We start from the raw sequence: 24368 nt of genomic DNA, 5'->3' as shown, positions 1-24368 counted from the left end.
AAAATCGAGGATGTCGCGCAGCAGCAGAACCGCGCGCTGTTTGCCGGGGAGCTGTTACAGGCAGTCGATCAGGGCGAGTCGCAGGCTATCGCGGCTGGCGACGACGCTGGCTGGATCGTCGGTCGTACTGTGCCACACCGGGGTTCGGGTGTGAACTGCACCGATGTCAGATTCGTGTGTATTTGAGTATCGTCGGAACGGTGTCCGGCCTACGACGAGCTGGTTTGTTTTTCGGTGCGCTGCTCGCCCTGGTCGGCGTCTTCGGTGTGGCGGGTCTGCCGGTGTATGTGCATCCGCAGACCGACCCGTTGCGCCGCGCCGATGCGATCGTGGTGTTGGGCGGCACCGCCTATGAACGTTTCGATGTCGGCCTCGATCTCGCCGAACGCGGATACGCACCGCAACTGCTGATCTCCCGATCGACCGGCGAGGACGATTCGGTGATGGATCGGTACTGCGCGCCCCGATTCGAGTTCACCGTCAGCTGTTTCGTACCGGATCCGTGGACGACCGATGGTGAGGCACGCGAGATCGCGCGGCGGGCAAGCCTTTACGGCTGGCGCCACATCATCGTGGTGACCTATACCCCGCATGTGTCGCGGGCCAGGTACATCGTCGGCAAATGCTTCCACGGCGAGTTGACCATGGTGGCCAGTCCAAGTGACAGCGGCCTGAAGTTCTGGACCTGGATGTACATCCGGCAATCCGCGGGTTATGTGCGGGCATTCTTCAACCGAGGTTGTTGAACCGCGAACGTACCGATGTCGGTTCTCCTACGCTGGATACGGTTGTCGGGGAGAGGACCACCGTTGCGAATCGATGAGCTGCGAACGGTCGGTGACGACGAGCTGACCGCCGATATCGTCATTATCGGATCCGGGCCCGCCGGACTGACCGTCGCGACCGAACTGGCCGGCACACCATTACGCGTCCTGGTGCTGGAAAGCGGCGGGCTGACCGCGACCGAAGAGGTCGACGCACTAGCCGATATCGAGAATGTGGGCGCGCGCCGGGCGCAGTCGGATCGGGTCGCGGGCGATCGAATCCTCGGCGGCGCATCCCATACCTGGAGCGGTCGCTGCGGTCTGCTCGATGATCTCGATTTCAGTTGCCGCCCTTGGATTTCCGGCTCGGGCTGGCCGATCGGCGCGGCCGACCTCGAGCCGTATCTGGTGCGCGCGGCCGAACATATCGGCATCGGCTACGGCAGTGGCTTCACCGATGACGCGTTCTGGCAGTTGGCCGGACGATCCCGACCCGAGCACGCCCTCGATCCAGCGCGCTTGCGTCCGTACTTCTGGCAGATCAGCCGGGATCCGGCGGATCCGTTCGATTGCAAACGCTTCGGTGCGCACGTGAAAGATCTTGTCGCACCGAATGTCCGGGTGCTCATCGCTGCGACGGTCACCCATATCGACACCGATCCCGAAGGCACCCGGGTGGTATCGGTCCAGGTCGCCGGTGCGGATCCGCAGCCGCGGTCTGTGCGCGCACAGGCCTTCGTCCTGGCCACCGGCGGCATCGGAAATCCGCGGCTGCTGTTGGCATCTCGGCGAACCGTGCCCGGCGGCATCGGCAACCGGCACGACATGGTCGGACGCTATCTGATGGATCACCGCTGCGGTGCGGTCGGTGCATTGGATCCGGCCGTGGCCGGCGACTCGCTGGCACGTTTCGGCAAGTACGTGGTGAAGACGCCACACGGTAAGCACACCTTCCTGCACGGCGTCGCGCTCTCGCCGAAGATCCAGGAGGCCGAGGGCCTGCTCAACTGTGCACTGTGGCTGCAGGAGGTGCCCGCCGACGACGATCCATGGGAGTCGGTGAAGCAATTGCTGCGCGGACGCGGCGATCGACACGATGCGCGGGTCGCGATGAGCCACGCGGGATTACTGCTGGCGGGCGCGCGGGCCCGGCTCATCGAACACGCCGGACTGCCGCACAAACTCGATCGAATCGAATTGCGCTGCATGGTCGAACAGCTGCCGAACGCGGACAGCCGCGTCACCCTGACCGACCGCACCGATCGGCTCGGTGTACCGCTGTCCCGGGTCGACTGGCGGGTGAATCCGCAGGAAGACACAACTGTGCGCCGGGCGGCGGCGTTGACGGTCGAGGAGTTCGCGCGACTGGGATTCCCGGCCCCAACGCTGCACGACTGGGCGCGGGTGGACAGCAAGCTGCCGCTGGTGCTCACCGATTGGGCACATCCGACCGGGACCACCCGGATGTCCACGGACCCGCGCGACGGCGTGGTCGACACCGACTGCCGAGTGCACGGAACGGCGAATCTGTTCGTCGCGGGCAGTTCGGTTTTCCCGACCACCGGCCATGCGAATCCGACCCTGACGATCGTTGCGCTGGCGGTTCGGCTGGCTGATTCTTTGCGGACTTTCGCATAGTCTGCGGCTTATGGACAAGACGCCCGGTTCGCAGCACCCACATGAACCGCATCGGGAGGGTCTGGCCTCTCGGCTGAACTGGTTGCGGGCGGGCGTACTCGGGGCCAACGACGGTATTGTTTCGACCGCAGGTCTGGTTGTCGGTGTCGCCGCGGCGACGACCAGCGCCTCGGCCATTTTCACCGCGGGCATTGCCGGACTCACCGCGGGTGCCATCTCCATGGCCGTCGGCGAATACGTTTCGGTGAGCGCACAGCGGGATTCCGAGCGGGCGCTACTCGCCAAGGAACGCACGGAACTCAAGGAAGAACCGGACTTCGAGCTGGCCGAACTGGCCGATATCTATCAGTCGAAGGGTCTGACACCGGAGACGGCGCGCAAAGTGGCCGAGGAGCTGACCGCGCACGACGCCTTCCTGGCCCACGCCGAGGCCGAACTCGGTCTGGATCCGCACGAGTTGACCAATCCGTGGGCCGCGGCCGTCTCCTCGGCGGTCGCGTTCACCGTGGGTGCGCTGCTGCCGCTGCTGGCGATCATCCTGCCGCCGACCACGGCGCGCATTCCGGTCACATTCGCAGCGGTGCTGATCGCGCTGGCCATCACCGGGTCGGTCAGCGCGCGGCTCGGCGGTAGTAATCGCGGGCGTGCGGTGTTGCGAGTGGTGATCGGTGGTGCGCTGGCGATGGCGGTCACCTATGGCATCGGTCAATTGGCGGATGTCGCCGGGGTATGAGAACGGGCCGAAGGAACCCCTCGGCCCGTCCTGTGTTCAGCGGGTCGGCGTCAGTAGTAGTGCCGCCGACCGCCGACCGGGTGCCGACCCACCGACCCGACGAGGGCGAGTACAGCACCGATGATCAGCAATATGATTCCGGCCGTGGTGAGCAGACCGATGCCGAGTAGATACCCGACAATGAGGAGTATCAAGCCGAGGATGATCATCGTTCTTTCCTTTACTTGGTCGTCTTGACCGTTGTGCGGCCGGATGTTTCGACCGGTGCCGACCCGCCGGGCTGGCGCATGAACCGATTCCAGCTCCATACCGGCTTACCGCCCTTCGGCGGGGTGACCTGCGCGGCGGGTTTGGTCGCGGCGGGCGGCGGTGCCGCCGCCGGTGGCGTGCTTCGACGCTGCTCGGCGGCCTTTGCCGTGGCCTTCTCCTGGGCCGCCAACTCCCGGCGCGACTGCCGCAGATCGCGCCGCGCGGCGCTGCTGCGGCGGGAACTACGCCAGACACCCGCGAGTAGCAGGCTCAGGCCGAGCATCCCGATCGCTCCGATCGCGATCCCGTAGAGGAAAAGTTCCCCCGCGGAAGCGGTGAAGTGATAGTCGAATACCCCGAAATCGCTGGATGACGTACGAACTTCGCCCGTATTGGCCGCCACTCCGGCAACGCCGATAATTACCGCGCCGATGAGAACGACGAGCCCGATGATAATGATCATGACAATCCCGTTGCGCTGGTTGATATTACCTTCTGGCTATGCCCGGTAATTCCGAAATCAAACACCGGACCCGCGTGGCGTTTGGAAACTGCCGATTCGGTTATCTGCCCAACCGAAGGACAGCCACCTACAAGGAGGTCGCGATGACCTATACCTTCGATATGACCGATTACTCCGACGAACGCGCCGTAGTCGCCGAACGCGCGCTCTACAACCTCGGCGGCGTGCAATCGGTCGACGTCGACCGCACCTCGGAAACCATCACCGTAAATTCCACCCTTTCCTACGGTGAAGTACTCGACGCGATCCGCTCCGCGGGCGTCGGCGCGAAGTAGGCGGACCTGGTGTATTGGCTCGGGCTCGTCCCGCGCACGCGTTTGAATGCCGTGCTGAATCCGAAGGCATTCGCGTAGCCGACCCGGCGCGCCACCGCACGCACGGTGGCGCCGGGCTCGGTCAGCAGGTCCGCGGCGATCGTCATCCGCCAATCCGTCAGATAGACCGGCGGCGGTTCGCCCCCGACCGGTCTAACGCCGCCCGAGGTCGAGGCGGCGAGTCACCCGGTCGACCAGGTCCGGGGGCATGCCGGGTTCGCGGCGGGCGGCCATGGCTTCGCGGCGGCCCGCTTCCACCACATCGCTCTGGATGTCGCGAATCTTCATCATCAGCTTCAGGTCTCGGGCCGCGTGGGCCTTGGCGTCCTCGTCAGCGGCCTCCGGATCGGCTCGGGCCAGGCGTTGGCGGAGTTGGTTGCGCAGGCGTTCGTAGACGTCGTCGGGGAGGCCTTCGGTTTCGGCGATCTGCTCGAGGCAGCCGAGTTCCGCGCGGACGACACGTTCCCAAAGGCTCCGTTCCAGCAGCCGTTCCTTCTGGGAGTCGGCCTGAACACCGGTGAGCCGCACGACAAGTGGCAATGTCGGGCCCTGTAGCAGCAGGGTGAACAGGACGACGACGAAGGCCGTGAAGAGAATCTGGGTGCGGCCCGGAAACGGTTCGCGGGCATCGGTGAGCAGCGGCATGGCCAGTGCCAGTGCGATGGTCGCGACACCACGCATGCCCGCCCACCAGGTGACGATCGTTTCCTTCCAGGTGTAGGGCTCGTCGGCGTCCTCGTCGCGCCACCACCTGCGCAGGGAAAGGGTGGTCAGCAGCCACACCAGCCGCAGTCCGACCACCACGGCGACGACGACGCTCGCGAAGCCGAGCAGTCGCGGCCAGCCGTCGCCCGTATCGTCTAGTACGACACCGAGTTCCAGGCCGATCAATCCGAAAGCGAAACCGCTGATCAGCATTTCGGTGATCTCCCAAAAGGCATCGCCGACCAGACGGTAATCGCGATCGCCGAAATTGGTGCCCGCATCGGTCAGATACAGCGCGCACACCAGTACCGCCAGCACCGCCGACCCCGAAAACGCCTCGGCCACACCGTAAGCGGCGAACGGCAACAGCAGGCTCAGTGCCACCTGCCAGGACGCCTCCTCCAGCTTGCTGGTCAACTTGCTGCCCGCGTAGCCGAGCGCCATCCCGACCACGATCGCGACCACCGCCGAGATCACGAACTCACCGACCGCATGCCATGCCGAGAACTTGCCGGTGAGCACGGCCTGCACCGCGACGGAGTAGATGACGATCGCGGTCACATCGTTGAACAGACCCTCGCCACCTAGCGTCACCACCAGGCGGCGCGGCAGGCCCAGCTTGGCCGCCATGGCCGTCGCGGCCACCGGATCGGGCGGAGCGACAACAGCACCGAGCGCCAGGCAAGCCGCCAACGGCAGCGCCGGATACCAGGCGTGGAAGACCGCCGTCACCGCGGCGGCCGTCGCGAAAACCAACCCGACCGCGCGCAATGCGATCGGACCCCAATTCTCCGCGAACTGCCGCCATGAGGTCCGCCGTGCCGCGGCGTACAACAGCGGCGGCAGCACCAGCGGCAAAATCAGGTCGGGCGGCACATCTACCCGGGGAACCACGGGTATCAGCGCGAGCACACACCCGAATACCGTCATCAGGACCGCCGACGCGATACCGAGCCGCCGAGCGAGCGGTTCGGCCAGGATCGTGGCGAATAGCAAGACGAACATCAGCACCAACTGGTCCATGACGCCCCAGTCTGCGGTGGGTTGCTGAGTTTTCCCTAGCGCCCGCGCCCATACGGCACTGTGAGTTTCCGGCGTTCCTGTCGCGTCAGACGGTTGGGCACCAACTGCCACCAGGTCACACACCGCCACACCCATTCCAGCGGGCCGTAGCGGAACCAGCGCAACCAGTAATAACTCCACAGCGCCTGCACCGCAATAATGGCCGCAGCCAAGGCGAGCAGTGCGCCGTAGCGATTCGAATCGGATAGGCCGAGCCACGGATCAGCGGCCAGAACGAGTCCGGTTGCCGAGACGTAATTGGTCAGCGCCATCCGCCCCATCGGCTCGAGCACCTCCGCAAAAACCTCGCCGGTCTCGGTGCGCCGGAATAGCAGGAATCCGGTGAGATAGGCGAGCGCGCCGAGCAGGCCGGCCACCGGAGCCGCACTGCCGGTCCACAGCGCGATATACGGCGTGCGGTACTCCCACACCCCCGCGGCCACCGCTGCGGGCACGGCCAGCACGAACACCACCGCGATCCGCCAACCGCGATCGCGCAGGCTATCCGCGAGGCCGAAGCGGTCGGCGGCCAGACCGAGCAGGAACAGACCGGGCACCAGGCCGAGCCCACCGCCGATCGTGACCGGAACCCCGATCGTCGCGACCAACCCGCCGAGCAATATCCCCCAGCGCGGTAGCCCTGCGGCGGGCAGCAAAACCACCAGCCCGACGATCGCATACGGCAGCAACGCCTCACCCGGCTGGAACACATGGTGGATCAGACCGAACACACCGAGCGCGACGAGCCGCCGCGCAAGTACCAGCCGCGGACGGTCGCTTCGCTCGGCCGCGTGATCCAGGAACAGCGAAAAGCTGAGCCCGAACAGGAATGAGAAGATCGGAAAGAACCGTCCCTCGAACAGCACGGACAACACGTGCCGCATCGGATCCACAGTTCCGGCCCCGACCATCGCGCGCATATCGGTGAGCTGCCAGATATTCACCACCAGAATCCCGCACAGCGCGAAACCACGCGCGGCATCGAGCTCGTGGATGCGCGGGCGCGCACCGGCGGGATCCATATATCCACGCTAACGAGAACCCGATCCAGATCCGGTGAAGACAGCGCCGCTCAGTCCGGGTTGCGACGACCAGCGCGCGGCGAAAGCATCCTTCACCTGCCGCATCCGGTCCGTTTACGCATGCCGGTGAGCTCGAGCACTAATACTTCGTGCATTAACTATTCATGCGCTAAGGTTGATGGCGACCCAGGAGGTGCCATGGAGATCGACGATCCGTTGCGGCTGGATCGGCAGGTGTGTTTTGCGCTGGCCGTGGCCAATCGGGCAGTGCTCGGGGTGTATCGGCCGCTGCTGGAACCGCTCGGGCTCACGCATCCGCAGTATCTGGTGATGTTGGCGCTGTGGGGTGAGGCGCCGATGTCGGTGAAGGCGATTGCCGAGGCGATTCAGTTGGATTCGCCGACACTGTCGCCGCTGCTCAAACGGCTGGAGTCGGCCGGGTTGATTACGCGAGGCCGCGATAGCCGTGACGAGCGCAACCTCGTGGTGGATCTGACGCGGGCCGGACGGGCGCTGCGCAAACAGGCCGAGCAGATTCCGCCCGCCGTGGTGGAACAGCTCGGCGTGACATTGGCGGATCTGGAGGAGCTGCGCGAAGTACTGACCCGGGTCAACGAGGCCGCGCGTCGCGCGGGTGACCCTGCCACCTCACGAGGAGTGCACGCATGACCCGACCCAATCCCATCCAGTGGATCGGCTACGCCTTCGGGCGGCGCCTGCCGGATTCGTTGCGCGAGTGGGTGCGCAATGACCTCACCGGTAAGTACGCGACGCCACGTCATATCGTGCGCGGGCTGGTGCCGTTCGTGCCACTGTTCGCCGTATTCCTCTTGTTCCCGGGCGAGTTGTGGTTGCGCGGGTCCATGGTGTTGTTGGCATTACTGCTCGCACTGTTCTATACAACGGCCTTCATGCCGATGAATCGGGCGCATCGCCTGGCCGAACACGGCCTGCCTGCGGATTTGGAGAATCCGGAGCGGGCGCGACGACGGGCGCTGGAGCGCGCGACCTACGCGGCGCAGCATCCGCATTGAGACCGCGGCCCTGACTCGTGCCGAGCACCGCGAGCCGAACACGGTTGGTGGCACCGGTTTTCGTCATCGAGTTGCCGATATGCGTATCGACCGTGGACGCCGAGGTGCAGACGTTCGGCGATCTCGGCATCGGACAGGCTTGGTTCGACCGAGGTGAGCACGTCGGCTTCGCGTCAGGTAAGTCCCTGTGGCGCAGTAGCATCTGCCCGGAGGCCATAGTTCCGAAGCCCCCGAGGTGTCAGTGGACGGTGAGGTCCAGACGACAGTGGCGGCGCACGAAAATACTCGGAACCCATTGGGCTGCATCGGGATTCGACGACAATTCGAATAACGTGCTGCGGGTCAGGAGAGTTTGCAGAGCAACGCGGGCCTCCAACCGGGCCAAAGCCGCGCCGACGCAGAAGTGGATGCCCTTGCCGAAGGCAAGGTGATTACGTCGAGCCGGGCGGTCGAGGCGGATTTCGTTGGGGGCGGGGAAGAGTGCGGGATCGCGATTGGCGGCGGACCACAGTAGGAGGAGATGGCTGCCCGCGGGGAGTTCGGTGTCGCCGAGGGCGGTGTCGCGGACGACGTGGCGGTGGTGGGCGCGGAACGGAGACTCCAGCCGCAGGGCCTCTTCGAGGAATGTGCCGAGCAGATCGGGTTCGGCGCGGAGACGGGTCTGGAGGGTGGGATCGTCGGCGAGAATGCGGGTCGCATTGCCGATGAGGCCCGCGGTGGATTCGCCGCCCGCGCCGACGAGTTGGACGAGGATCAGGACGGCGACGTCCAGGGTGAGTTCACCTGCGGCACAGGCTTTTGCCAGGTCACCGAGGAGGTTCTCGCCCGGATGGTCGCAGGCTCGGACGAGTTGACGGCGCAGATAGCCGGCGAGTTCGGTTGCGGCGGTTACGACGACAACCAGCCGGTCGGTGGTGACTACGCCGTCGAGCAGTTCATTACTCGTATAGCCCCAGGCCAGCAACTGGGGAATGTCCGCGTCGGGCAGGCCGATCAGCTCGGCCACCAAGGTCATCGGCAACCGGTCGCCCATGGCCGACATCCACTCGATGTGTCCGTCACGGAAACCCTCCTCCCACAGTCGATCCGCCGCAGCGGTAATGGTGGGTTCCAGTGCGCGAATGCGCTTGGCAACAAGCGCAGGCAGCACCAGTTTGCGGTGCGCCTGGTGGGTCGGGTCGTCGCCGGTGGCCAGGACGTGGACGGCCTGTCCCCCGCCATCCAAATCGAAGACCGCCGCCGAACCATCGGGTCGGCGCACCAGGGCGGCGGTGAGGTTGGAGGAGAAGTCGGCGGGGCGCGTGGTCGCCGCCATGACCAGATCCCAGCGGATGACCAAGTAGAAATCGGTGTCGGCGATTCGGTGCACCGGCGATTCGGTGCGCAGCCGGTCGTAGAGCGGATACGGATCGTCGAGTGCCCCGGGGTCGAATAGGTCGATTTCAACTTGGGTCATTCGCTCGCCTCTCCGGCACGGTTTCGGTTTCCGCACACCAGATTTCGCGGTGTCGCCCGCCCTCGTCAATAGCCTCGGAAAACTGAGATTCCGGTACCGAATCCGCAGGTAGCACCATGTCTCGGAGCGTGCCGTCCACCTGCTCACGCACTGCGAATCCGCGCCTAGAATGTCTCATCCTGAGACAGATTTTTCGAACCGTATCTGGAGGTCGCGATGACCGGACACCCCGACTGGCTCGCCGGCGGCCACCGCCGCGATCTCGCGATCGAACGCATCCACGCCGCAGCGGCGGACCTCATCGCCCGCAAGGGCATGGCCGGACTGAATATCGACCACGTCGCCGCCGCGGCCGGATGCTCGCGCGCCACGGTCTACCGCTACGTCGGTGGGAAGTCGGCATTGCGCGATGCCGTACTGACCGGGGCCATCGCGCGCATCGCCGGGAGGATCCGGCGCGCCGTCGCCGCCCACACCGGGCCCGACCGCATCACCCACGCGATCCTCGCCGCACTCGCAGCGGTCCGCGCCGACCCGGTCGCCACAGCCTTCCTGACGACGACCAGCCCGAACGAGGTCGACACCTATCTCGCGGGCAATCCCCGATTGGCCGATGCCGCAACCGAACTCACCGGAACCGGTGGTGACCCGCCCGCGGGACAGTGGATCGTCCGCGTGGTCCTCTCGCTATTGTTCTGGCCCGCAACCGATCCCAGCGCCGAGCGAGCTCTCGTCGAACGCTACGTCCTGCCGGCCTTCACGATTCACCAGTAGCGACGACGCGCGGAGCGGCGGGCGGTGAAGTTGGGCGGCCTGGTCTCGGTCGACCTGGCGCGCCGACGGTTTCGCCAGGGGGCGTCCGCGGGGCGGGTGGCGTGGAGTCGTTTCTTTCGCATAGCGGGAGCGTCAGCGCAGGGCCCACGGGGCAATGGCCTGGACGGCGGGCCAGCCGAAGTCTTCGGTGTCCTCGTCTTCGACGAACCACAGCCAGTTCTGCACGGCGCGGACCAGCGTCCAGGCGCGAGCACGATCCGGATCGAGTCCGGCGATATCGACGACGGCGGCAAAGCGATCGTCGAGGGCGGATTCGGAGCGCCGGTTCCACAGCAGCGACAGCGTGGTGAATTCGAGATCGCCCACCAGGGGCTGCGGATCGATGACCAGCCATGGTTCACGGGTGCCGCCGAGGACGTTCTCGTAGTGCAGATCCTCGTTCACCAGCAGTCGGTCCGCGCTCGGACCGAGCTGAGCGCAGACGTCGACGGCCGCGTCGAGCAGCTTGCGCGGGAAGGGTCCGCCGAGGCGCTGCCAGTTCTTCGGCAGTTCCTCGACCAGGCGCTCGGCCTCGGTGCGCAGGTCGCGAGAGATTCCGGGTGGAGCGGGGATGGCAAGCCGACGCAGCAGGACGGAGATGATCCGAACCGCATCACCGATGGGCTCGAAGTCCAATGACCGGGTGGGATCGAGTCGTTCCAGCAGGAGTGCGCCGTGCTCGGCGTCGTTGTCGAGCAACCGCACGGCGCCATTGCCCGCCCAAGCGGTCAATGCGACCGGTTCGTCGCGAGTCTCGGGAGTGAGATGGCCGAGTTTGAGCACAAGCCGACTGCCATCCGCGCGCACGGCGGGCAGCACCAAGCCGCCGTAGCCATACATGGGTGCGCCCTCGAGCCGAAGCTCCCAGCGCTCGGCGAACCGAGCCGCGAGTTCGGGCAGACCATCGAGCCATGCCCGAGCCGCGGGCTCCAGCTTGGCGAGACGATCGGCGAAGAATTCGGGCACAACGATCACCAATCGAGCATCTCAGCCATGTCGAACGAATTTCGTTGTCGATCGGCTACGGCAGTCCGGGCAGCGGGGGCAGCGGGGGCAGGCCCGGGATGATGATCGGATTCTGCGGGACCGGGTTGGGGTTCGGGTTCTGCGGGACCGGGTTGGGGTTCGGGTTCTCCGGCACTGGGTTGGGGTTCGGGTTCTCCGGGACCGGGTTGGGGTTCGGGTTCTGCGGCACCGGGTTCTGCGGCGCCGGATTCTGCGGCACCGGATTCTGCGGCGCCGGATTCTGCGGCGCCGGATTCTGCGGCGCCGGCTGTTGCGGCACCGGTGGCGGTTCCGCGACACCCTGACCTTGCGGTATGCAGATCCAGCCGCCATCCGGCGACAGGCCCCATTGCGCGACGATCCCGTCGTGCGAGCAATCGTCGCCGACCTGGTGCTGATTGCGCGCCTGTTCCTGGGGTGCACAGACCCACAGGCCATTGCGCATATCCCATCGGGCGACGATCCCTTCGTGCGAGCAATCATCGCCGCGCTTGCGTGCCGGTTGTGCCGGCGAGGCCGTCGGGCGATTCGACGGAGGCACGAGCGGGGGCGCGGAGGCAGGGCGGCCGGTGCTTGATTTGGCGATCGACGTGTTCGATGTCGGTGCGTCGTGGTTCGAATCCTGATTCGCGCGCAGTAGCAGCGCGAACGCGACGACCAGTGCGAGCGAAGCGGCGATTACGGCCGCGATGGTCATAACGCGCCCATTATCGGGTCCGCGATCGTCGGGTTCCACCATCGCACCGCCTTCGTGCCGAGTAGGGACTACCTTCACGAAAAGCTCTGCTGGCAGGCTACCGAAGATCGCAGTGCGAAAGATCAACTTTGGCGACCTGTGTTTGCGCAGGTAGTGCCTTATTTGATGCCGACGCGCACCTCGACGGCGTCATCGCCGGTTTCGTGCAGCGCCTGACTGATCAGACTGCTGAGATCGATGCGCGGCGCACTGGCGGTGACCGCGTCGGCCAGCGGCTGCAGCCCCGGGATGAGCGATTTCAGCTCTGGCCCGACCTTGTCCATCCATTCGGTCACCCGCTGCAGGAACGGCACCAGGCCATCGCCTTCCAGATACATCTCCGGACCGTTCCCGGCCGTGACCAGCCGACCGACGGCCTCGACGAGATCGTCCAGCGACTGACCGAACCGCACCAGATCGGGCGCACCGATCGAGGTGGCCGGTCCGGCCCATTCGATATCGCCGGCGGCCAGCTGAAAGCTATTGAGCAGTTCGGCGATTTTCGGGGCCCTGGTCATGATGGTGGCGGCGAGCAGATCGCCCGAGCGTGCCAGTTCCGGCATAACCGCGGACGTGCCGGAGATCGACTTGCCGAGCGTATCCACGATCGAGCCGACCACATCGGGATCCAGCTGGTTCATGGTCTTGGTGACCAGCCGCGCCACCTCCGGAATCGATAGCGGTGTGCGAATGTCCTTGGTATCGAGCCGCTGTCCGTCCTTCAGATACGGTCCACCGTCGGTATTCGGCACGAACTGCACATAGGGCTCGCCGAGCGCGGAGAGCTGTTCGATGGTGACGGTGCTGTCGGTCGGCACCTGCTGGCCCTTGTCGACGCGGAAGCCGACCTCGACGCCCGCCGCCGTATTCTCCACCGAGGTCACCTTGCCGACCGGAATGCCGGTGAGCAGAATCGGCGAACCGACTCCCAGACTCCCCGAATTCCGCAGCACCATGGACGCGTCGGTGTAATCGGCGAGTGGATCGAACCGCACCACACCGAAGGTCAGATAGCCCGCGCCGAGGATCAGGATGGCGGCGATACCGCCGAGCGAGACCAGCGAACCTGCCTTCATCGGACCGCTCCGATCATGCGCAACGTTTGGATGATCCGATCGACCTGCTCAGGTTCGGATACCGCAGCGCCATCGGTCCTGATATTCAGCTTCGGCCCGCGCTCCACGAATGGAATGATCTTGTCGCGCAATAACGCGACGAGCATGGCCAGATTCGAGGGCGACCGCAGGTCCAGCGGCCCGCCGGTCAGCATCGGCACGAAGGCCTGCAGCATCGCGTCATCGGCCTGCACCACCGGCGCCAGCCAGGTCATCGAGCGACCGACCGGGCCGAGTACGCCGAAGATATTCGCCACTCCGGCGAACGAATTCGTCGCCGCATTCACCTGCTGTACCGACTCCGCACTGAGGATATTGTCCAGTTCGGGCCGAATATTGTGCAGCACTTCGGAATTGGTGAGCAGGCCGTACAGCAGCGAATCCACCCGGTCGAGATTCGCCGCCAGATCCGCGGCATCGCCGCCCATCACCTTCGAGATGCGCGCGGTCTCCCGCGGATCCTGCGGCAGTACGGAATTGAACCGATTGATGATGTCCTGCAGTTGGCCGATCGCTCCGCCCTGAACGAAGAAGGCCATGGCGGCCATGGTGTCCTCGAGCTGCACCGGCGGCTTGGTCCGCTCGATCGGAATCGTGTCGTCGGGTCCGAGCAGCGAACCGAAACCATCGGGCGGCGTGGTCAATGCGATGTGGATATCGCCGAGCACGGTGTTCTGCCGCAGCTCCGCAATGGTCGTGGCCGGCAGTTGCACCGACTTCGCGATATCGGCGTCGACAACAACGAATCCACCGCGGCCCGCGGGCGCATCGGCCGCCGGGACCACGGTCACCTTGTCGACCGTGCCGATCTGCGCACCATTGGCGATCACCTTGGCCTTGGCGGGCAGGTTCAAGACATTCGCGAATTCGATCTTCACGCGATAGGTGGCTCCGGATACCGATGTGCCGGGGACCGGCACCGATGACGGATCGAAAGCACAGCCGCCCAAGGCGAATCCGGCCGCAAGCACCGCCGCCACCAGACACTTTCTCATCGTCCACCTGCCAATCCCAGTACCAGCGGGACGAGTTGCATATCGACCATGCCGTTCGCGACACCCATGCATTTGCCCGGCGCGACGGCATTGACCGCGGCACAGACCTCTTCGGCGTTCTGCTGCGGAATGGCCACCTTCGGCGGCGCGTAGCTGATTCCCGGCGCACCATCGGAAACCACCGTGCGGAATGCCGAGGTGAGCGCGGGCGTCATGAGCACGACATCGCGCAGCGAACCGACACTGGCGCGCAAGAGCTTGATCAGCGGCACACTGGCGTCGAGCGCGCGCATGATCGGATCACCGAACATGGTGGTGATGTCATTGAGCATGGGCAGGATCTGGCGCAGGCCGTCGAAGAGTTGCACTGCCGGGCCGAGCAATTCGGTACTCGCCTGATCCAGTGCGGGGCCGATGCGAACCAGCATGGATTGCAGGTCGCCCCAATACTGGTTCACCTTCTGCGATACCGAGGCGAACGCATCGAAAATGCCTGCCAGATGGCCGATATCGGCATCGGGGGATTTCAGCGCGGAGCCGAGTTTGCGAATCAGTTCGTTGACCTGCGGACCGGTGCCCGCGGTCGCCGCATCGATCGAGGCGAGCCCCTCGGCCAGCGAATTCTGATCGGATCCGTTGAGCTGATCGGAAAGCGAGGACAGCGCGGTCAACGTTTCGGTGAGGCTCTTCGGGGTGAGGGTTTTGGTGATGCACTGACCGCTGTCCCAGCGCTGCATGTTCTTGCCGCTGGTCAGCACGGCCAGATTGCGATCGGCGACCACGGTGTCGGAAACGGTGGTGGCCGAGGCATCGGCGTACACCGGATGGTCGGCATCGACATCGAATTCGACCCGCACGCTCTTGCCCTGGTTCCGCACCGAGGTCACCGTGCCGACCGTGATGCCGCGCATCGTCACCTGGTTGCCCGGATACAGTCCGATGCTGTCGGGCATTATGGCGCAATAGGATTCGGTCTTCTGCAACGGATCGCAGGCGATGAAATACCCGCCGACAGCAAGCGCGGCGACAACAACAGCACCGGCGATCGACATGAACGCCTGCGAGCCGAGCACCCGATTCAGCATCAGCACGCCTTCCCGGGGAGCGGCACGCACACCGCACCGGACCGGTCCACCACGATCCCGCCCTCAGGAATCACCAGGCCTTGCAACTTCTGACTCAGATCGTGTGCGGAGGAGATGATCGGCTCCAACCGACCGCCCATCTGTTCCAGCCGCGGCAGGGCATCGGCCAACTGCTGCGCCTTGGGCTTCAGCGTGGAATCCCAAGAAGGCGCGAGTGCGGCGACCCGCTGAACCACGCTGTTGAGCAAGGCAATCGATTCGCGCAGCTCGGCGCGCTTATCGAGGAGTACGGTCTCGAGCAGATCGGCATTCTCCATCAACCTGCGCAGATCACTCTTCGCGCCGTCGTACATGGTCACGTATTCGTCCGCCACCGCAATGGCATTCGACACCTGGGTGCGCTGGCGGTCGATGGCATCGATATAGCTGCCGACGGTATCCAGCGTGGTGCGCAAGGTATCCGGCGCACCCGCCACCGACTTGTCCAGTGCGGCCAGATTGCGCCGCACGGTATCACCGTCGATCTTGCCGATCGGTGCGGTCGCATCCTGGAAGGTCTGAATCAGACTGTAGGGCAGGCGAACTCGATCGGCGGGAATCGGCTTGTCGCCGAGCGGCTCGGTGCCCGCCGGGAACAACGCGATGTAATGGCCGCCGACCACGGTGAGCATGCGCACGTCCAGCGAGGTCTGGTCGCCGATGAAAACATCGGAATCGACGGTGAACCGCATGACGACCTTGTCCGGTTTCAGCTCCAGCGATTTCACAGTGCCGACCGAGATGCCCGCCAATCGGATATCGTCGCCGGACTTCACCGACTGCGCCTCGGACAGCTCCGCGGTATAGGTCGTCTTGCCGAACGGAATCACGTAAAGCGCTGCGGCAGCGCCCATTGCGATGACCACGAGCACCGCGCCGATAATGCCGAGTCGCACCTCTTTGCGCAGCCGGGCCGGTTCGTCGAGGATCGGCGTATTTCCGCCGAACCACAGTCTCACCCGTTGCATACGGCCACCTGCTGTCCGCCGATCAGCACCTGCACCGGATTCGGCAGCTCCGCATTCCCTTTGCTGCACTCCGGTTTCCAGTCCGCGATGGTGCGCGGCACGGCGTTGTCGATCGAAGCGAGCAGCCCCGGTAGCTTGCCGAAAACATCGACGGCTTCCTGCGGGTCGGGGAAGAGTCTGCGGATGAGCCCGTCGATATCCGCGCCGCTGTCGGCGGTCAGGCCGACGGTGCCGAGCAGCCGGTCGAGCGGTCCGAGCACCGAAGGCGCGTTCATCGCGAATTCGGCGAGGCCGCCGATATTCGCCTGCAGCGCTTGGAAAATATCGGTCAGCCGGGCCAGTAGCGGAACCAGATAGTGCACCCGGCCACCGACCCGGTCGGCGAGTTCGGACATATTGCGCACCAGCGTCGCGACCACCGTCTGCCGATCGCCGACGTATTTGCTCAGCTTGCCGATGGCATCCATGGCCGGACCCAAACCCGAACCGTCGCCCTCGATCACCGCGAGCATGCTCTCGGTGAACTGGTTGACCGCCTCCGGAGACATGGTGGCGAGCACCGGTTTCAGGCCGTTGAACAGGCTGGTCACATCGAAGGACGGAAGCGTCATCTCGGTATCGACAACCGCGTTCGCGGGCAGTCGGACACCGGGATTCGGCTGCTGCTGCAGGTCGATATACCGCTGGCCGGTGAGGTTCTGATAGCGAATGGCCAGGGTGCTGTTGTCGTAGATCGGCGTCGAGGTCTGCACGGTGAGCCGGACCTTTGCCTTGATGCCGTCGAGCGATAGGCCCTCGACCTTGCCGACCTGCACGCCGTACATGCGCACGTCATCACCGACCTTCAGGCCATTGGCATCGGTGAACAGCGCGTCGTGCGCCTCGGTATCCCCGGCCACCGGCCGCTTGATGGCCGTCAGCACGAGCGAGAGCACCACGATCATCACCGCGGCGAAAACACCTAGCCGCCAAGCCGCGCCACGCACCGTCATCGCACACCCGCCTGACCGAGCAGCGGCACCGCGATGCCGGGCACGCCCCGCAGATCAACGTCGAGATTCAGCACCGGACCGTCGGGGGTATCCGGCATGGCGGCCCGCAGCCGCTCGAGCAGGGCGCGCAGTTCGGCCGCGGACTGCTGGGGCCGGGGGACCATCTGCGCCAACACATTCAGTATCGGCGCGAGCATGTCGGCACCCTCGGCGAAATGGCCGCCCGCGGTGGTCAGTGTGGTCCCGAGCGCGGGCAGGATGCTGCCGGTCAGCGCGGCGACACCGCGGTCGTAGTGCTCGCGATCGGTCTGCAGGATCTTGATATCGCGGATCTGATCGAGGACCTGGATGGTCGCGCCCGCGAATTTGCCGCCGCCGTCGAAGGCCGGGCCGAGTCTGCCGACGAGTTCGGAGGTCGGCATGGTCTGGTTGTCGGCAATGGTGCGCGCCACCGTGATCAGCGCCTGCATCAGCGGGGTGAATGCCTGGAAATCAGCGGAGACCTGGGCGATGACACTGGCCAGCTGCGGTGTGAATATGGTCGCGCCGACCTGGGACAGGCTGCGCAGAATGCTGCCCATCGTCGCGTCGTAGACATCCGCCGCGCGTCCGCCGGTCAGATCGATGGCCGCATCCGGTCGCAACGGCGAACCGCCCGGGCCGCGGCGCAATTCGAGTTCGCTGATACCGAACAGGTTTGCGGGCGCGTAGTCGACGCGCAGGCTGTCATCGATGCCGAAGAGCCGGGACTGGTCCAGCTGCAAGGTGATTCGCTGGGTGCCGCGCTCATCCGGCACGATCCGCGCCACCGTGCCGACCAGCACACCGTCGAGACGCACCTGCGTGCCAGCGCTGACACCGTCACCGATTTCCCGGGTGTGCAAGGCGATCCGCAAGCCCTCGTCCGCGCGCAGGTGCCGATAGAGCGTGGTCGCAAGAGCGACAACGGCGAGCAGCGCGATAATCGCTGATCCGACCGTCCGCGAACGCTTCTTATCCGCGGCAACGCCGGGCATTCCATACTTCGGCATCTGCTACCCCGTAAAACTGATCGCCGCGTTGAAGCCCCACAGCACAATGCTGAGCACCATGTCGATCGCGATAATGGCCACGAAACTCGTGCGCACCGCGCGACCCGACGCGATACCGACGCCCTCGGGCCCGCCCGTGGCGAAGAATCCGTAATAGCTGTGCACCAGGATCACCACCGTCCCGAAGATGGCGACCTTGATCACCGCGGCGATCACGTCGAAGCTGGAGACGAACTGGAAGAAGTAGTGGTCGTAGACACCCGCGGATTGGCCGTGTACGAGCGTGATGATGCCCCGGCAGGCCGCGTAGCTGAGGATCAACGCGATCAGGAAGGTCGGCACGATGGCCAACGCACCCGCGAGCACCCGGGTGGTGACCACGAACGGCACCGAGCGCAGACCGAGCGCCTCGATAGCGTCGATCTCCTCGGAGATGCGCATCGAACCGATCTCCGCGGTGATCCGGCAACCCGCCTGCGCGGCGAAACCGACCGCGGCCGCGATCGGCGCCAACTCACGAGTGGTGGCATAGGCCGAGACGATGCCGGTAACCGGCCCCATCCCGAGCATGCTCAGCGTCGCGAACGATTCGACCGCGACGGACGCGCCCATCACCAGACCGAGCACGATCATCATCGGCACCGTCCCGCCGCCGACCACGACCGAGCCCCGACCCCAGGTCATATCGGTGATGGCACGCATGGTCTCACCGCGATACCGCTTCAGCGTCAACGGAATCGCCGCGAGCACCTGCCAGACGAATACGGCGACGAAGCCGAATCCGTCGACCGCGCCGAGCACCCGGCTGCCGCGACGGAAATACCGCGTGACCCAGCCGAACCCCTTGGGGGCGTAGGACGAAATCGCCATCACGCCAGCCTCGTCGGCAGGAACATGGCGGTGACCTGCGTGAGCACCAGATTCACCACGGTGATCGAGACAACCGAGAGCACCACGGCGGCATTCACCGCATCGGCGACACCGCGCGGTCCGCCCTTGGCCTCGAGCCCGCGCTGACACGCGATGACTACCACGAGAAAGCCGAATATCAGCGCCTTCACCAGCGAGACCCACACATCTGCGGTGGTGGTGAACGAGCCGAAGGTGGCCCAGTAGCTACCCGGCGTGACGCCCTGGCCGCCGATGGCGACCGCGTACCCGGCCATGATGCCGACGAAGATGATCAGAATATTCAGCAGCGGTGCGACCACCAGCATCGCCGCCATTCGCGGGATCACCAGGCGGTGGATCGGGCTGATGCCCATGGTGTTCAGCGCGTCGATCTCTTCGCGAATGGTGCGTGCGCCGAGGTCCGCCGCAATGGCCGCCGCGCCTGCGCCGCCGAGCAGGAAGCCGGTCGCCATCGGGGCACCCTGCTTGATGACACCGAGTCCACCGGTCGCGCCGAGCAGCGAATCGGCGCCGAGGGTGTGAATGAGATTGCCGACCTGGATCGAGACGATCACGCCGAACGGTATCGCCATCAAGATCGCAGGGATGGTCGTGACGGTGATCAGCCGCCAAGCCTGGAGTAGGGCCTCGCGCCACTGGAATTGGCCGCGGGCGATATCACCGACCGCGCCGAAGACCGACTCCTGCGCGACGCCGAACGCCCGGCCGAAGGTGCGCAGCGACGAGACGACCGTATCCGAAAAGTTCTTCCGGACAACCGAACTCGCGGATTCGCGGATATGCAGGTCCGGCGTCACAGTCGGTGTCCCGGTGTCGCGCCTGCGGCACGGGCTGTGTCGAATTTCATGCCGCACTCTCCGGATTCGGCGTCGATGCCAACATCCAGCAAGCTAATCGTTACGGCGAGTCACAACAAAATCGACAAGCTGTGATGCTCGCCACTTATTCGCCGTTCGCCCCGCTCAGCGCGGTCATTCGTGGATCTGGTCACACTGGCTACGGACTGGCGGCGAGGAACACAAAAGCCGAGAACAGAGCCACATGGACACCGCCATGCAGCAGCGTCGCCCGACCTGGCACCACCGTCAGCACGCCGACGACGACCGTCAAAGCGAGCAGCACCATCTGCGTCGCACCGAGCCCGAGGACCAGCGGACCATCTAGCCAGATAGTTGCTACGGCGATCGCCGGAATGGTCAGGCCGATGCTCGCCATGGCGGAACCGAGCGCGAGATTGAGGCTGATCTGCACCTGATCGCGGCGTGCGGCACGCACGGCCGCAAGAGTTTCCGGCAGCAGCACGAGCAGTGCGATGACCACGCCGACCGCGGACTGTGGCAGGCCCGCCGACGCGACGGCCGATTCGATGGACGGCGACACCACCTTGGCCAGACCGACGATCGCGACCAAGGCGACCATCAACATGGCAAGGCTGAGCAGCGTCGCGCGCACCGTGGGCCGATCGCCGCGCTCGTAGGTGCCATCGAATTCCTCGACGGGCAGGAAGTCATCGCGATGCCGGACGGTCTGCACCATTACGAAGAGGGCATACAGCAGCAGCGAGGCCGCCGCGGCGAAGGCCAACTGCGCGGGAGAGAATTCCGGCCCAGGCTTACTGGTGGTGAAGGTCGGCAGGACCAGGCTGAGCGTGGACAGCGTCGCCACGGTGCCGAGTGCCGCGCCGGTGCCTTCGGCATTGAATACCGCCACCCGCCGCCGAACCGCACCGACCAGCAGGGCCAGACCGAAAATGCCGTTGCAGGTGATCATGACCGCCGCGAACACGGTGTCGCGGGCCAGCGCCGCGGACTTCTCCCCACTGGTCACCATCATCGTGACGATCAGCCCGACCTCGATCACCGTCACCGCCACCGCGAGCACCAGAGACCCGAACGGCTCACCGACCCGATGCGCGATGACCTCGGCGTGCTGCACCGCCGCCAGCACCGCACCGACCAGCGCGGCGACCACCACGACCACGCCGATTCCGGGCAGCGATCGCCCCCAGGTGGCGGCCAGGGTGATCGCGGCTAGGAGCGGGATGGATACGGTCCAGCGGGAAGTCAACGCACGGAGCATGACTTCCATCGTGTCAGCGAATCGTCCGCATCCGATCGCGTGTGATCAGGGGCATGCGGATCGGCGCGCGTCAGCGCTTTATCGCCGGAGCCCTGCGAACGAGGCGGGGCCGTGGCAGGCGATCCGCTATTTCAGTCGTCGAGATCGATGCGGACGGTCAGCAAGTCGGTGCCGACCAGGCGAACGGCCGCGCTATTGGCCTTGGGCAGCGCTCGCAGCCGGGCGCGCGGATCATCGTCCGGCAGCACGTGTGCGGTACCGGTATGCCAATGCCCATGCAGCCGCACTCGAACCCGGTTGTCGGCCTTGATATTTCGAATGTACTGCGACTTGTCACCGAATTCGGAGACGAGCCAGAACTCCTTGCCGACCAGTCGACCCCCGATCGGCGTAATCCGCGGCTGCCCACTCACGCGCCCGACGGTCTCCAGCAACTGCTGCGTCGGCAATCTGCGCAGAATCGGATTCCCCAACCGCCGCTGAAATGTTGTCACGACTCGGTGTTGAACATCACGCAAGTTCGCCATCTCCCGACGCTAGCACCGGCCGATCGCATTCTCCCGAAGCCGCGGCGGCCGGGTCTCGATCAGACGATCGAGACCGGGTCGACGCCATTGTCGAACGGCAGGTAGCCATCGATGATCGCATTGACCCATACGCTGTTCACGAAGACCTCTCCGCCGTGGTTGTCCATGAACGCGATATCGGAAGCGTCTCTGCCGGTGGCGATTCGGACCAGCGAGGATCGCGGGGCGAGGCCGGTGGCGTCGAATGCGCGCCACACGCCGTCGATATATGCCTCGGCAACCGAGTGGAAGTCCATCGGATACAGACCGGGCGCGTACACGGCGGCCAGTCGCGCGGGCACCTTGACCGCGCGCAGCAGTGCCACCACGAGGTGGCTGAAATCGCGGCAGACGCCCGCTCCGGACAGCAATGTCTCCACCGCGCCGTCGATCGGGTCGCTGCTGCCCGCGACGTAGCGCAGGCGGCGGCGCACCCATGCGGTCACCTCGGCGGCGAGTTCCGCGGGTGCGGCATTGCCGTCGAATTCGGTTGCGGCGAAGCCGAACATCTTGTCACTCTCGGCGAAACGGCTCGGGCGCAGGTAGACCGCGATGTCGTAGTCGGATGCCGGTTCGAGGGTCGCCGTGCCCACAACGGTGGCGCTGTAGTGCACCCGCAGATTGCCGGTGCCGGTGGCGAATTTGTGGATGCGGGTGCCGTGCGGCCCGGGAATCTCCTGCGGCCGGATCGTGCGGCCGTCCTGTTCGAATACCAGCGACTCATCGAGCTCGAGCCCGGGCAGCCTGGCGACGGCGAGTTGGAATTCGAGGGTGGTCGGCGCGGCTATACCGATATCGAGATGGGCCGAGACATCGCGCTTCACCTCACAATCCTGCCAGCCGAGCACCCACATATTCCGGCCATTGCGACGATCGACTCGAGATTTGTGTACTGGATAGCGTGGCGATAAGCGACAATGTGCGGAGTGCGGACCCAGTTCACTCGCGAGCTCGTCGCGTTGACCAATGATTTGACGCTCATGTGTCGGCTCGCCCACGATGCCGCCGAGCGTGCCACGGCCGCGCTCGGCGACGCCGATCTCGCCGCCACCTATGAGGCCTTCGCGATCGACGAGCAGCTACAGAAGATGTACTCCGCTTGTGAGGCCAGGACCGTGGTGCTGCTGGCACTGCAGGCGCCGGTCGCGCGCGACCTGCGGCATGTGGTCACCGCCATCCAGATCGCCGGTGAACTGTCCCGGATCGGCTCACTGATCAGCCGCGTCGCCGATCAGGTCTACAGCTACCATCCGGAACCCATTGCGCCCCAACCCCTTATGGATATCCTCACCGCCATGGGTCGGCTGGCCGCACACCACACCGCCCTCGCGGGCGAATCGGTCGCCACCGGCCGCCAACCCGTCACTCCCGAATCCGGGACCCCCGCGATGGAGCAACTCCATCGACAACTCCACTCGGCTCTGACCGAACGAACCGCCACCGAAGCCGCCATCGATATCGCCCTGGTGGGCAATAACCTCGAACGCTGTATCGACCACACCACCCGCATCGATCGCCTGATCCGCTTCCTGGACACCGGAATTCCGCCGACGGCCCAAACCTCCGACGCCGGCTAGGAAGTGCGGCGGGCGATGGCGTAGAGGTCGCGGGCGGGTCCGGTGAGGCGGTGACCCGCGGGCCAGACCGCGCGCAGGGTTCGGGTCAGATCCAGGCCGGTGACGGTCGGGGAAACAAGAGTGCCCGCGGCGATTTCGGCGGCGACAGCCAGGGAGCTGAGGACGGCGGGACCGACGCCGGAGGCAACCGCGGTTTTGATCGCGGTGGTGGAGGACAGTTCCAGCGCGACCGTGGGTTCCCAGCCCGCAATGGCCCGCGCGACAGCATTTTCGAACCAGGTCCTGGTACCCGATCCGGGTTCGCGTTGGATCAGCGCGGTTCGAGCGAGTTCAGCCAGGTCGACCAAGCCCTGCCTGGCCCAGCGGTGCTGCGGGGCAACCACGACGACCAGCTGATCGCGGGCGACGATATGACTCTCCAGCCCACGGAAATTCCGCGGGCTCTCGATGAAGCCGATGGCGTCCTTGCCGTCGAGCACCGCCTGCGCGACCTCGACGGAATTGCCGGACTGCAGCGCGATCGCGGTATCGGGTGCGGTGGTGCGCAGGGTCATGAGCCAGCCGGGGAACAGGTATTCGGCAACGGTTTGACTTGCCGCGACCCGCAGGTGCGAATCACGCTCGGAGCGCAAGCTGTCGATGCCCGCGTCCAATTGCTCCGCTGCATCGACGACCCCGCGGGCCCATTCGGCGATCAACGCCCCGGCGGGAGTCGGCCGGGAACCGAGGGTGGTGCGCTCCAGCACCGGCGTGCCGACCAGCTTCTCCAGATAGCGGATGCGGGAGGACGCCGAGGGCTGGCTGATGCCGTGCGCTTGCGCCGCGCGTCCGAGACTGCCTAGTTCGATGACCGAAAGCAGCAGGTCGAGCGCGGCCAGATCGGGGACACGCGGCGACAGGGGCATAGAACGAGTCTATGCATCCATAGGAATCCGGTGGCTACTCGACACCGCCG

27 protein-coding genes and 1 pseudogene are annotated in these 24368 nt (G+C 65.5%); 8 read left to right on the top strand and 20 right to left on the bottom strand.

Translation table 11 applies throughout. The features are described 5' to 3' along the window. The first annotated feature begins 200 nt into the window (after positions 1-200). The 3 genes from ACIBW7_RS39065 (at position 201) to ACIBW7_RS39055 (ending at position 3135) form a co-directional block, all read left to right on the top strand. Positions 201-746 (top strand): YdcF family protein, encoded by a 546-nt coding sequence (locus ACIBW7_RS39065; RefSeq protein WP_397055475.1) that lies wholly within the window; start codon positions 201-203, stop codon positions 744-746. Positions 747-809: 63 nt separating this feature from the next. Then, positions 810-2402 (top strand): GMC oxidoreductase, encoded by a 1593-nt coding sequence (locus ACIBW7_RS39060; protein WP_397055473.1) that lies wholly within the window; start codon positions 810-812, stop codon positions 2400-2402. Between the two features lie 10 nt (positions 2403-2412). Continuing rightward, positions 2413-3135 carry a VIT family protein gene (locus ACIBW7_RS39055; protein ID WP_397055471.1) on the top strand — a complete coding sequence of 241 codons (723 nt, stop codon included), beginning with the start codon at positions 2413-2415 and terminating at the stop codon, positions 3133-3135. Between the two features lie 50 nt (positions 3136-3185). Here ACIBW7_RS39055 and ACIBW7_RS39050 read toward each other — a convergent pair whose 3' ends face one another. Both ACIBW7_RS39050 and ACIBW7_RS39045 read right to left on the bottom strand, forming a co-directional pair. Continuing rightward, positions 3186-3344 carry a hypothetical protein gene (locus ACIBW7_RS39050; RefSeq protein WP_327095830.1) on the bottom strand — a complete coding sequence of 53 codons (159 nt, stop codon included), beginning with the start codon at positions 3342-3344 and terminating at the stop codon, positions 3186-3188. 11 nt (positions 3345-3355) lie between these two features. Continuing rightward, positions 3356-3847, bottom strand: a complete 492-nt coding sequence (locus tag ACIBW7_RS39045) for a hypothetical protein (protein WP_397055468.1) — start codon at positions 3845-3847, stop codon at positions 3356-3358. A gap of 143 nt (positions 3848-3990) precedes the next feature. On the opposite strand from ACIBW7_RS39045, the gene ACIBW7_RS39040 reads away from it, so the two are divergent. Then, positions 3991-4182 (top strand): heavy metal-associated domain-containing protein, encoded by a 192-nt coding sequence (locus ACIBW7_RS39040; RefSeq protein WP_062990687.1) that lies wholly within the window; start codon positions 3991-3993, stop codon positions 4180-4182. Here the strand turns inward: ACIBW7_RS39040 and ACIBW7_RS39035 are convergent. From ACIBW7_RS39035 to ACIBW7_RS39025, 3 genes and pseudogenes are all read right to left on the bottom strand, one after another. Continuing rightward, positions 4131-4358, bottom strand: a pseudogene (locus tag ACIBW7_RS39035) (helix-turn-helix domain-containing protein); the annotation flags it as partial. The gene ACIBW7_RS39040 and the pseudogene ACIBW7_RS39035 overlap by 52 nt on opposite strands. Positions 4359-4374: 16 nt before the next feature. Continuing rightward, positions 4375-5949: a Na+/H+ antiporter gene (locus ACIBW7_RS39030; RefSeq protein ID WP_397055466.1), complete on the bottom strand. Its 1575-nt coding sequence runs from the start codon at positions 5947-5949 to the stop codon at positions 4375-4377. Positions 5950-5984: 35 nt separating this feature from the next. Continuing rightward, on the bottom strand, positions 5985-7010 hold the full coding sequence (locus ACIBW7_RS39025) for a DUF418 domain-containing protein (protein WP_397055464.1): 1026 nt from the start codon (positions 7008-7010) through the stop codon (positions 5985-5987). A 198-nt stretch (positions 7011-7208) separates the two neighbouring features. Here ACIBW7_RS39025 and ACIBW7_RS39020 point away from each other — a divergent pair, with 198 nt between their 5' ends. Both ACIBW7_RS39020 and ACIBW7_RS39015 read left to right on the top strand, forming a co-directional pair. Next, complete coding sequence (locus ACIBW7_RS39020; protein WP_397055462.1) at positions 7209-7679, top strand: MarR family winged helix-turn-helix transcriptional regulator; 471 nt, start codon at positions 7209-7211, stop codon at positions 7677-7679. Further along, positions 7676-8044 (top strand): DUF5313 family protein, encoded by a 369-nt coding sequence (locus ACIBW7_RS39015; protein WP_397055460.1) that lies wholly within the window; start codon positions 7676-7678, stop codon positions 8042-8044. Before ACIBW7_RS39020 ends, ACIBW7_RS39015 begins: the two co-directional genes overlap by 4 nt. A gap of 238 nt (positions 8045-8282) precedes the next feature. Here ACIBW7_RS39015 and ACIBW7_RS39010 read toward each other — a convergent pair whose 3' ends face one another. Further along, positions 8283-9500, bottom strand: coding sequence for a cytochrome P450 (locus tag ACIBW7_RS39010; RefSeq protein WP_397055458.1), 1218 nt, complete (start codon positions 9498-9500; stop codon positions 8283-8285). Positions 9501-9716: 216 nt separating this feature from the next. Here ACIBW7_RS39010 and ACIBW7_RS39005 point away from each other — a divergent pair, with 216 nt between their 5' ends. After that, on the top strand, positions 9717-10274 hold the full coding sequence (locus ACIBW7_RS39005) for a TetR/AcrR family transcriptional regulator (protein WP_397055456.1): 558 nt from the start codon (positions 9717-9719) through the stop codon (positions 10272-10274). A 132-nt stretch (positions 10275-10406) separates the two neighbouring features. Here the strand turns inward: ACIBW7_RS39005 and ACIBW7_RS39000 are convergent, their stop codons facing one another. The 13 genes from ACIBW7_RS39000 to ACIBW7_RS38940 form a co-directional block, all read right to left on the bottom strand. Beyond that, positions 10407-11288: an aminoglycoside phosphotransferase family protein gene (locus ACIBW7_RS39000; protein ID WP_397055454.1), complete on the bottom strand. Its 882-nt coding sequence runs from the start codon at positions 11286-11288 to the stop codon at positions 10407-10409. A gap of 46 nt (positions 11289-11334) precedes the next feature. Then, positions 11335-12057: a hypothetical protein gene (locus ACIBW7_RS38995; RefSeq protein ID WP_397055452.1), complete on the bottom strand. Its 723-nt coding sequence runs from the start codon at positions 12055-12057 to the stop codon at positions 11335-11337. Positions 12058-12173: 116 nt separating this feature from the next. Beyond that, positions 12174-13130, bottom strand: coding sequence for an MlaD family protein (locus ACIBW7_RS38990; RefSeq protein ID WP_397055450.1), 957 nt, complete (start codon positions 13128-13130; stop codon positions 12174-12176). Further along, complete coding sequence (locus ACIBW7_RS38985) at positions 13127-14164, bottom strand: MlaD family protein (RefSeq protein ID WP_397055448.1); 1038 nt, start codon at positions 14162-14164, stop codon at positions 13127-13129. The genes ACIBW7_RS38990 and ACIBW7_RS38985 overlap by 4 nt, the downstream gene beginning before the upstream one ends. Then, positions 14161-15249: an MlaD family protein gene (locus ACIBW7_RS38980; protein WP_397055446.1), complete on the bottom strand. Its 1089-nt coding sequence runs from the start codon at positions 15247-15249 to the stop codon at positions 14161-14163. The genes ACIBW7_RS38985 and ACIBW7_RS38980 overlap by 4 nt, the downstream gene beginning before the upstream one ends. Continuing rightward, positions 15249-16256, bottom strand: coding sequence for an MlaD family protein (locus ACIBW7_RS38975; RefSeq protein ID WP_397055444.1), 1008 nt, complete (start codon positions 16254-16256; stop codon positions 15249-15251). The genes ACIBW7_RS38980 and ACIBW7_RS38975 overlap by 1 nt, the downstream gene beginning before the upstream one ends. Further along, positions 16244-17248 carry an MlaD family protein gene (locus tag ACIBW7_RS38970; RefSeq protein ID WP_397055441.1) on the bottom strand — a complete coding sequence of 335 codons (1005 nt, stop codon included), beginning with the start codon at positions 17246-17248 and terminating at the stop codon, positions 16244-16246. Before ACIBW7_RS38970 ends, ACIBW7_RS38975 begins: the two co-directional genes overlap by 13 nt. After that, a complete protein-coding gene (locus ACIBW7_RS38965) occupies positions 17245-18279 on the bottom strand; it encodes an MlaD family protein (protein ID WP_397055439.1) in 1035 nt (344 codons plus the stop codon). The genes ACIBW7_RS38970 and ACIBW7_RS38965 overlap by 4 nt, the downstream gene beginning before the upstream one ends. Before the next feature lie 3 nt (positions 18280-18282). Then, a complete protein-coding gene (locus ACIBW7_RS38960; protein WP_397055437.1) occupies positions 18283-19149 on the bottom strand; it encodes an MlaE family ABC transporter permease in 867 nt (288 codons plus the stop codon). Then, the gene (locus ACIBW7_RS38955) at positions 19149-19988 is read right to left on the bottom strand and encodes an ABC transporter permease (protein ID WP_397055435.1); all 840 of its coding nucleotides are present in this window, start codon (positions 19986-19988) and stop codon (positions 19149-19151) included. The genes ACIBW7_RS38960 and ACIBW7_RS38955 overlap by 1 nt, the downstream gene beginning before the upstream one ends. A gap of 199 nt (positions 19989-20187) precedes the next feature. After that, a complete protein-coding gene (locus tag ACIBW7_RS38950; RefSeq protein WP_397055432.1) occupies positions 20188-21279 on the bottom strand; it encodes a calcium:proton antiporter in 1092 nt (363 codons plus the stop codon). Positions 21280-21401: 122 nt separating this feature from the next. Then, the gene (locus ACIBW7_RS38945) at positions 21402-21797 is read right to left on the bottom strand and encodes a nitroreductase/quinone reductase family protein (protein ID WP_397055430.1); all 396 of its coding nucleotides are present in this window, start codon (positions 21795-21797) and stop codon (positions 21402-21404) included. Positions 21798-21856: 59 nt separating this feature from the next. Continuing rightward, a complete protein-coding gene (locus ACIBW7_RS38940) occupies positions 21857-22660 on the bottom strand; it encodes a transglutaminase family protein (protein WP_397055427.1) in 804 nt (267 codons plus the stop codon). A gap of 102 nt (positions 22661-22762) precedes the next feature. On the opposite strand from ACIBW7_RS38940, the gene ACIBW7_RS38935 reads away from it, so the two are divergent. Beyond that, positions 22763-23413, top strand: a complete 651-nt coding sequence (locus tag ACIBW7_RS38935) for a phosphate signaling complex PhoU family protein (RefSeq protein ID WP_397055425.1) — start codon at positions 22763-22765, stop codon at positions 23411-23413. Here ACIBW7_RS38935 and ACIBW7_RS38930 read toward each other — a convergent pair. Next, the gene (locus ACIBW7_RS38930) at positions 23410-24318 is read right to left on the bottom strand and encodes a LysR family transcriptional regulator (RefSeq protein WP_397055423.1); all 909 of its coding nucleotides are present in this window, start codon (positions 24316-24318) and stop codon (positions 23410-23412) included. The two genes, ACIBW7_RS38935 and ACIBW7_RS38930, sit on opposite strands and share 4 nt — an antisense overlap. Positions 24319-24368: the final 50 nt, after the last annotated feature.

The sequence above is a fragment of the Nocardia sp. NPDC049526 genome, from assembly GCF_044465765.1.
Taxonomy (GTDB): Bacteria; Actinomycetota; Actinomycetes; order Mycobacteriales; family Mycobacteriaceae; genus Nocardia.
Note: the sequence above shows the minus strand (reverse complement) of the source record. Positions and strands in the feature narration are given on the sequence as shown.

Excerpts from the sequence above, each read along its gene's own strand:
- ACIBW7_RS39055 (WP_397055471.1), top strand. The coding sequence starts at position 2,413 with ATGGACAAGACGCCCGGTTCGCAGCACCCACATGAACCGCATCGGGAG.
- ACIBW7_RS39050 (WP_327095830.1), bottom strand. The coding sequence starts at position 3,344 with ATGATCATCCTCGGCTTGATACTCCTCATTGTCGGGTATCTACTCGGC.
- ACIBW7_RS39045 (WP_397055468.1), bottom strand. The coding sequence starts at position 3,847 with ATGATCATTATCATCGGGCTCGTCGTTCTCATCGGCGCGGTAATTATC.
- ACIBW7_RS39040 (WP_062990687.1), top strand. The coding sequence starts at position 3,991 with ATGACCTATACCTTCGATATGACCGATTACTCCGACGAACGCGCCGTA.
- ACIBW7_RS39030 (WP_397055466.1), bottom strand. The coding sequence starts at position 5,949 with ATGGACCAGTTGGTGCTGATGTTCGTCTTGCTATTCGCCACGATCCTG.
- ACIBW7_RS39025 (WP_397055464.1), bottom strand. The coding sequence starts at position 7,010 with ATGGATCCCGCCGGTGCGCGCCCGCGCATCCACGAGCTCGATGCCGCG.
- ACIBW7_RS39020 (WP_397055462.1), top strand. The coding sequence starts at position 7,209 with ATGGAGATCGACGATCCGTTGCGGCTGGATCGGCAGGTGTGTTTTGCG.
- ACIBW7_RS39015 (WP_397055460.1), top strand. The coding sequence starts at position 7,676 with ATGACCCGACCCAATCCCATCCAGTGGATCGGCTACGCCTTCGGGCGG.
- ACIBW7_RS39010 (WP_397055458.1), bottom strand. The coding sequence starts at position 9,500 with ATGACCCAAGTTGAAATCGACCTATTCGACCCCGGGGCACTCGACGAT.
- ACIBW7_RS39005 (WP_397055456.1), top strand. The coding sequence starts at position 9,717 with ATGACCGGACACCCCGACTGGCTCGCCGGCGGCCACCGCCGCGATCTC.
- ACIBW7_RS38995 (WP_397055452.1), bottom strand. The coding sequence starts at position 12,057 with ATGGTGGAACCCGACGATCGCGGACCCGATAATGGGCGCGTTATGACC.
- ACIBW7_RS38990 (WP_397055450.1), bottom strand. The coding sequence starts at position 13,130 with ATGAAGGCAGGTTCGCTGGTCTCGCTCGGCGGTATCGCCGCCATCCTG.
- ACIBW7_RS38985 (WP_397055448.1), bottom strand. The coding sequence starts at position 14,164 with ATGAGAAAGTGTCTGGTGGCGGCGGTGCTTGCGGCCGGATTCGCCTTG.
- ACIBW7_RS38980 (WP_397055446.1), bottom strand. The coding sequence starts at position 15,249 with ATGCTGAATCGGGTGCTCGGCTCGCAGGCGTTCATGTCGATCGCCGGT.
- ACIBW7_RS38975 (WP_397055444.1), bottom strand. The coding sequence starts at position 16,256 with ATGCAACGGGTGAGACTGTGGTTCGGCGGAAATACGCCGATCCTCGAC.
- ACIBW7_RS38970 (WP_397055441.1), bottom strand. The coding sequence starts at position 17,248 with ATGACGGTGCGTGGCGCGGCTTGGCGGCTAGGTGTTTTCGCCGCGGTG.
- ACIBW7_RS38965 (WP_397055439.1), bottom strand. The coding sequence starts at position 18,279 with ATGCCGAAGTATGGAATGCCCGGCGTTGCCGCGGATAAGAAGCGTTCG.
- ACIBW7_RS38960 (WP_397055437.1), bottom strand. The coding sequence starts at position 19,149 with ATGGCGATTTCGTCCTACGCCCCCAAGGGGTTCGGCTGGGTCACGCGG.
- ACIBW7_RS38950 (WP_397055432.1), bottom strand. The coding sequence starts at position 21,279 with ATGGAAGTCATGCTCCGTGCGTTGACTTCCCGCTGGACCGTATCCATC.
- ACIBW7_RS38945 (WP_397055430.1), bottom strand. The coding sequence starts at position 21,797 with ATGGCGAACTTGCGTGATGTTCAACACCGAGTCGTGACAACATTTCAG.
- ACIBW7_RS38930 (WP_397055423.1), bottom strand. The coding sequence starts at position 24,318 with ATGCCCCTGTCGCCGCGTGTCCCCGATCTGGCCGCGCTCGACCTGCTG.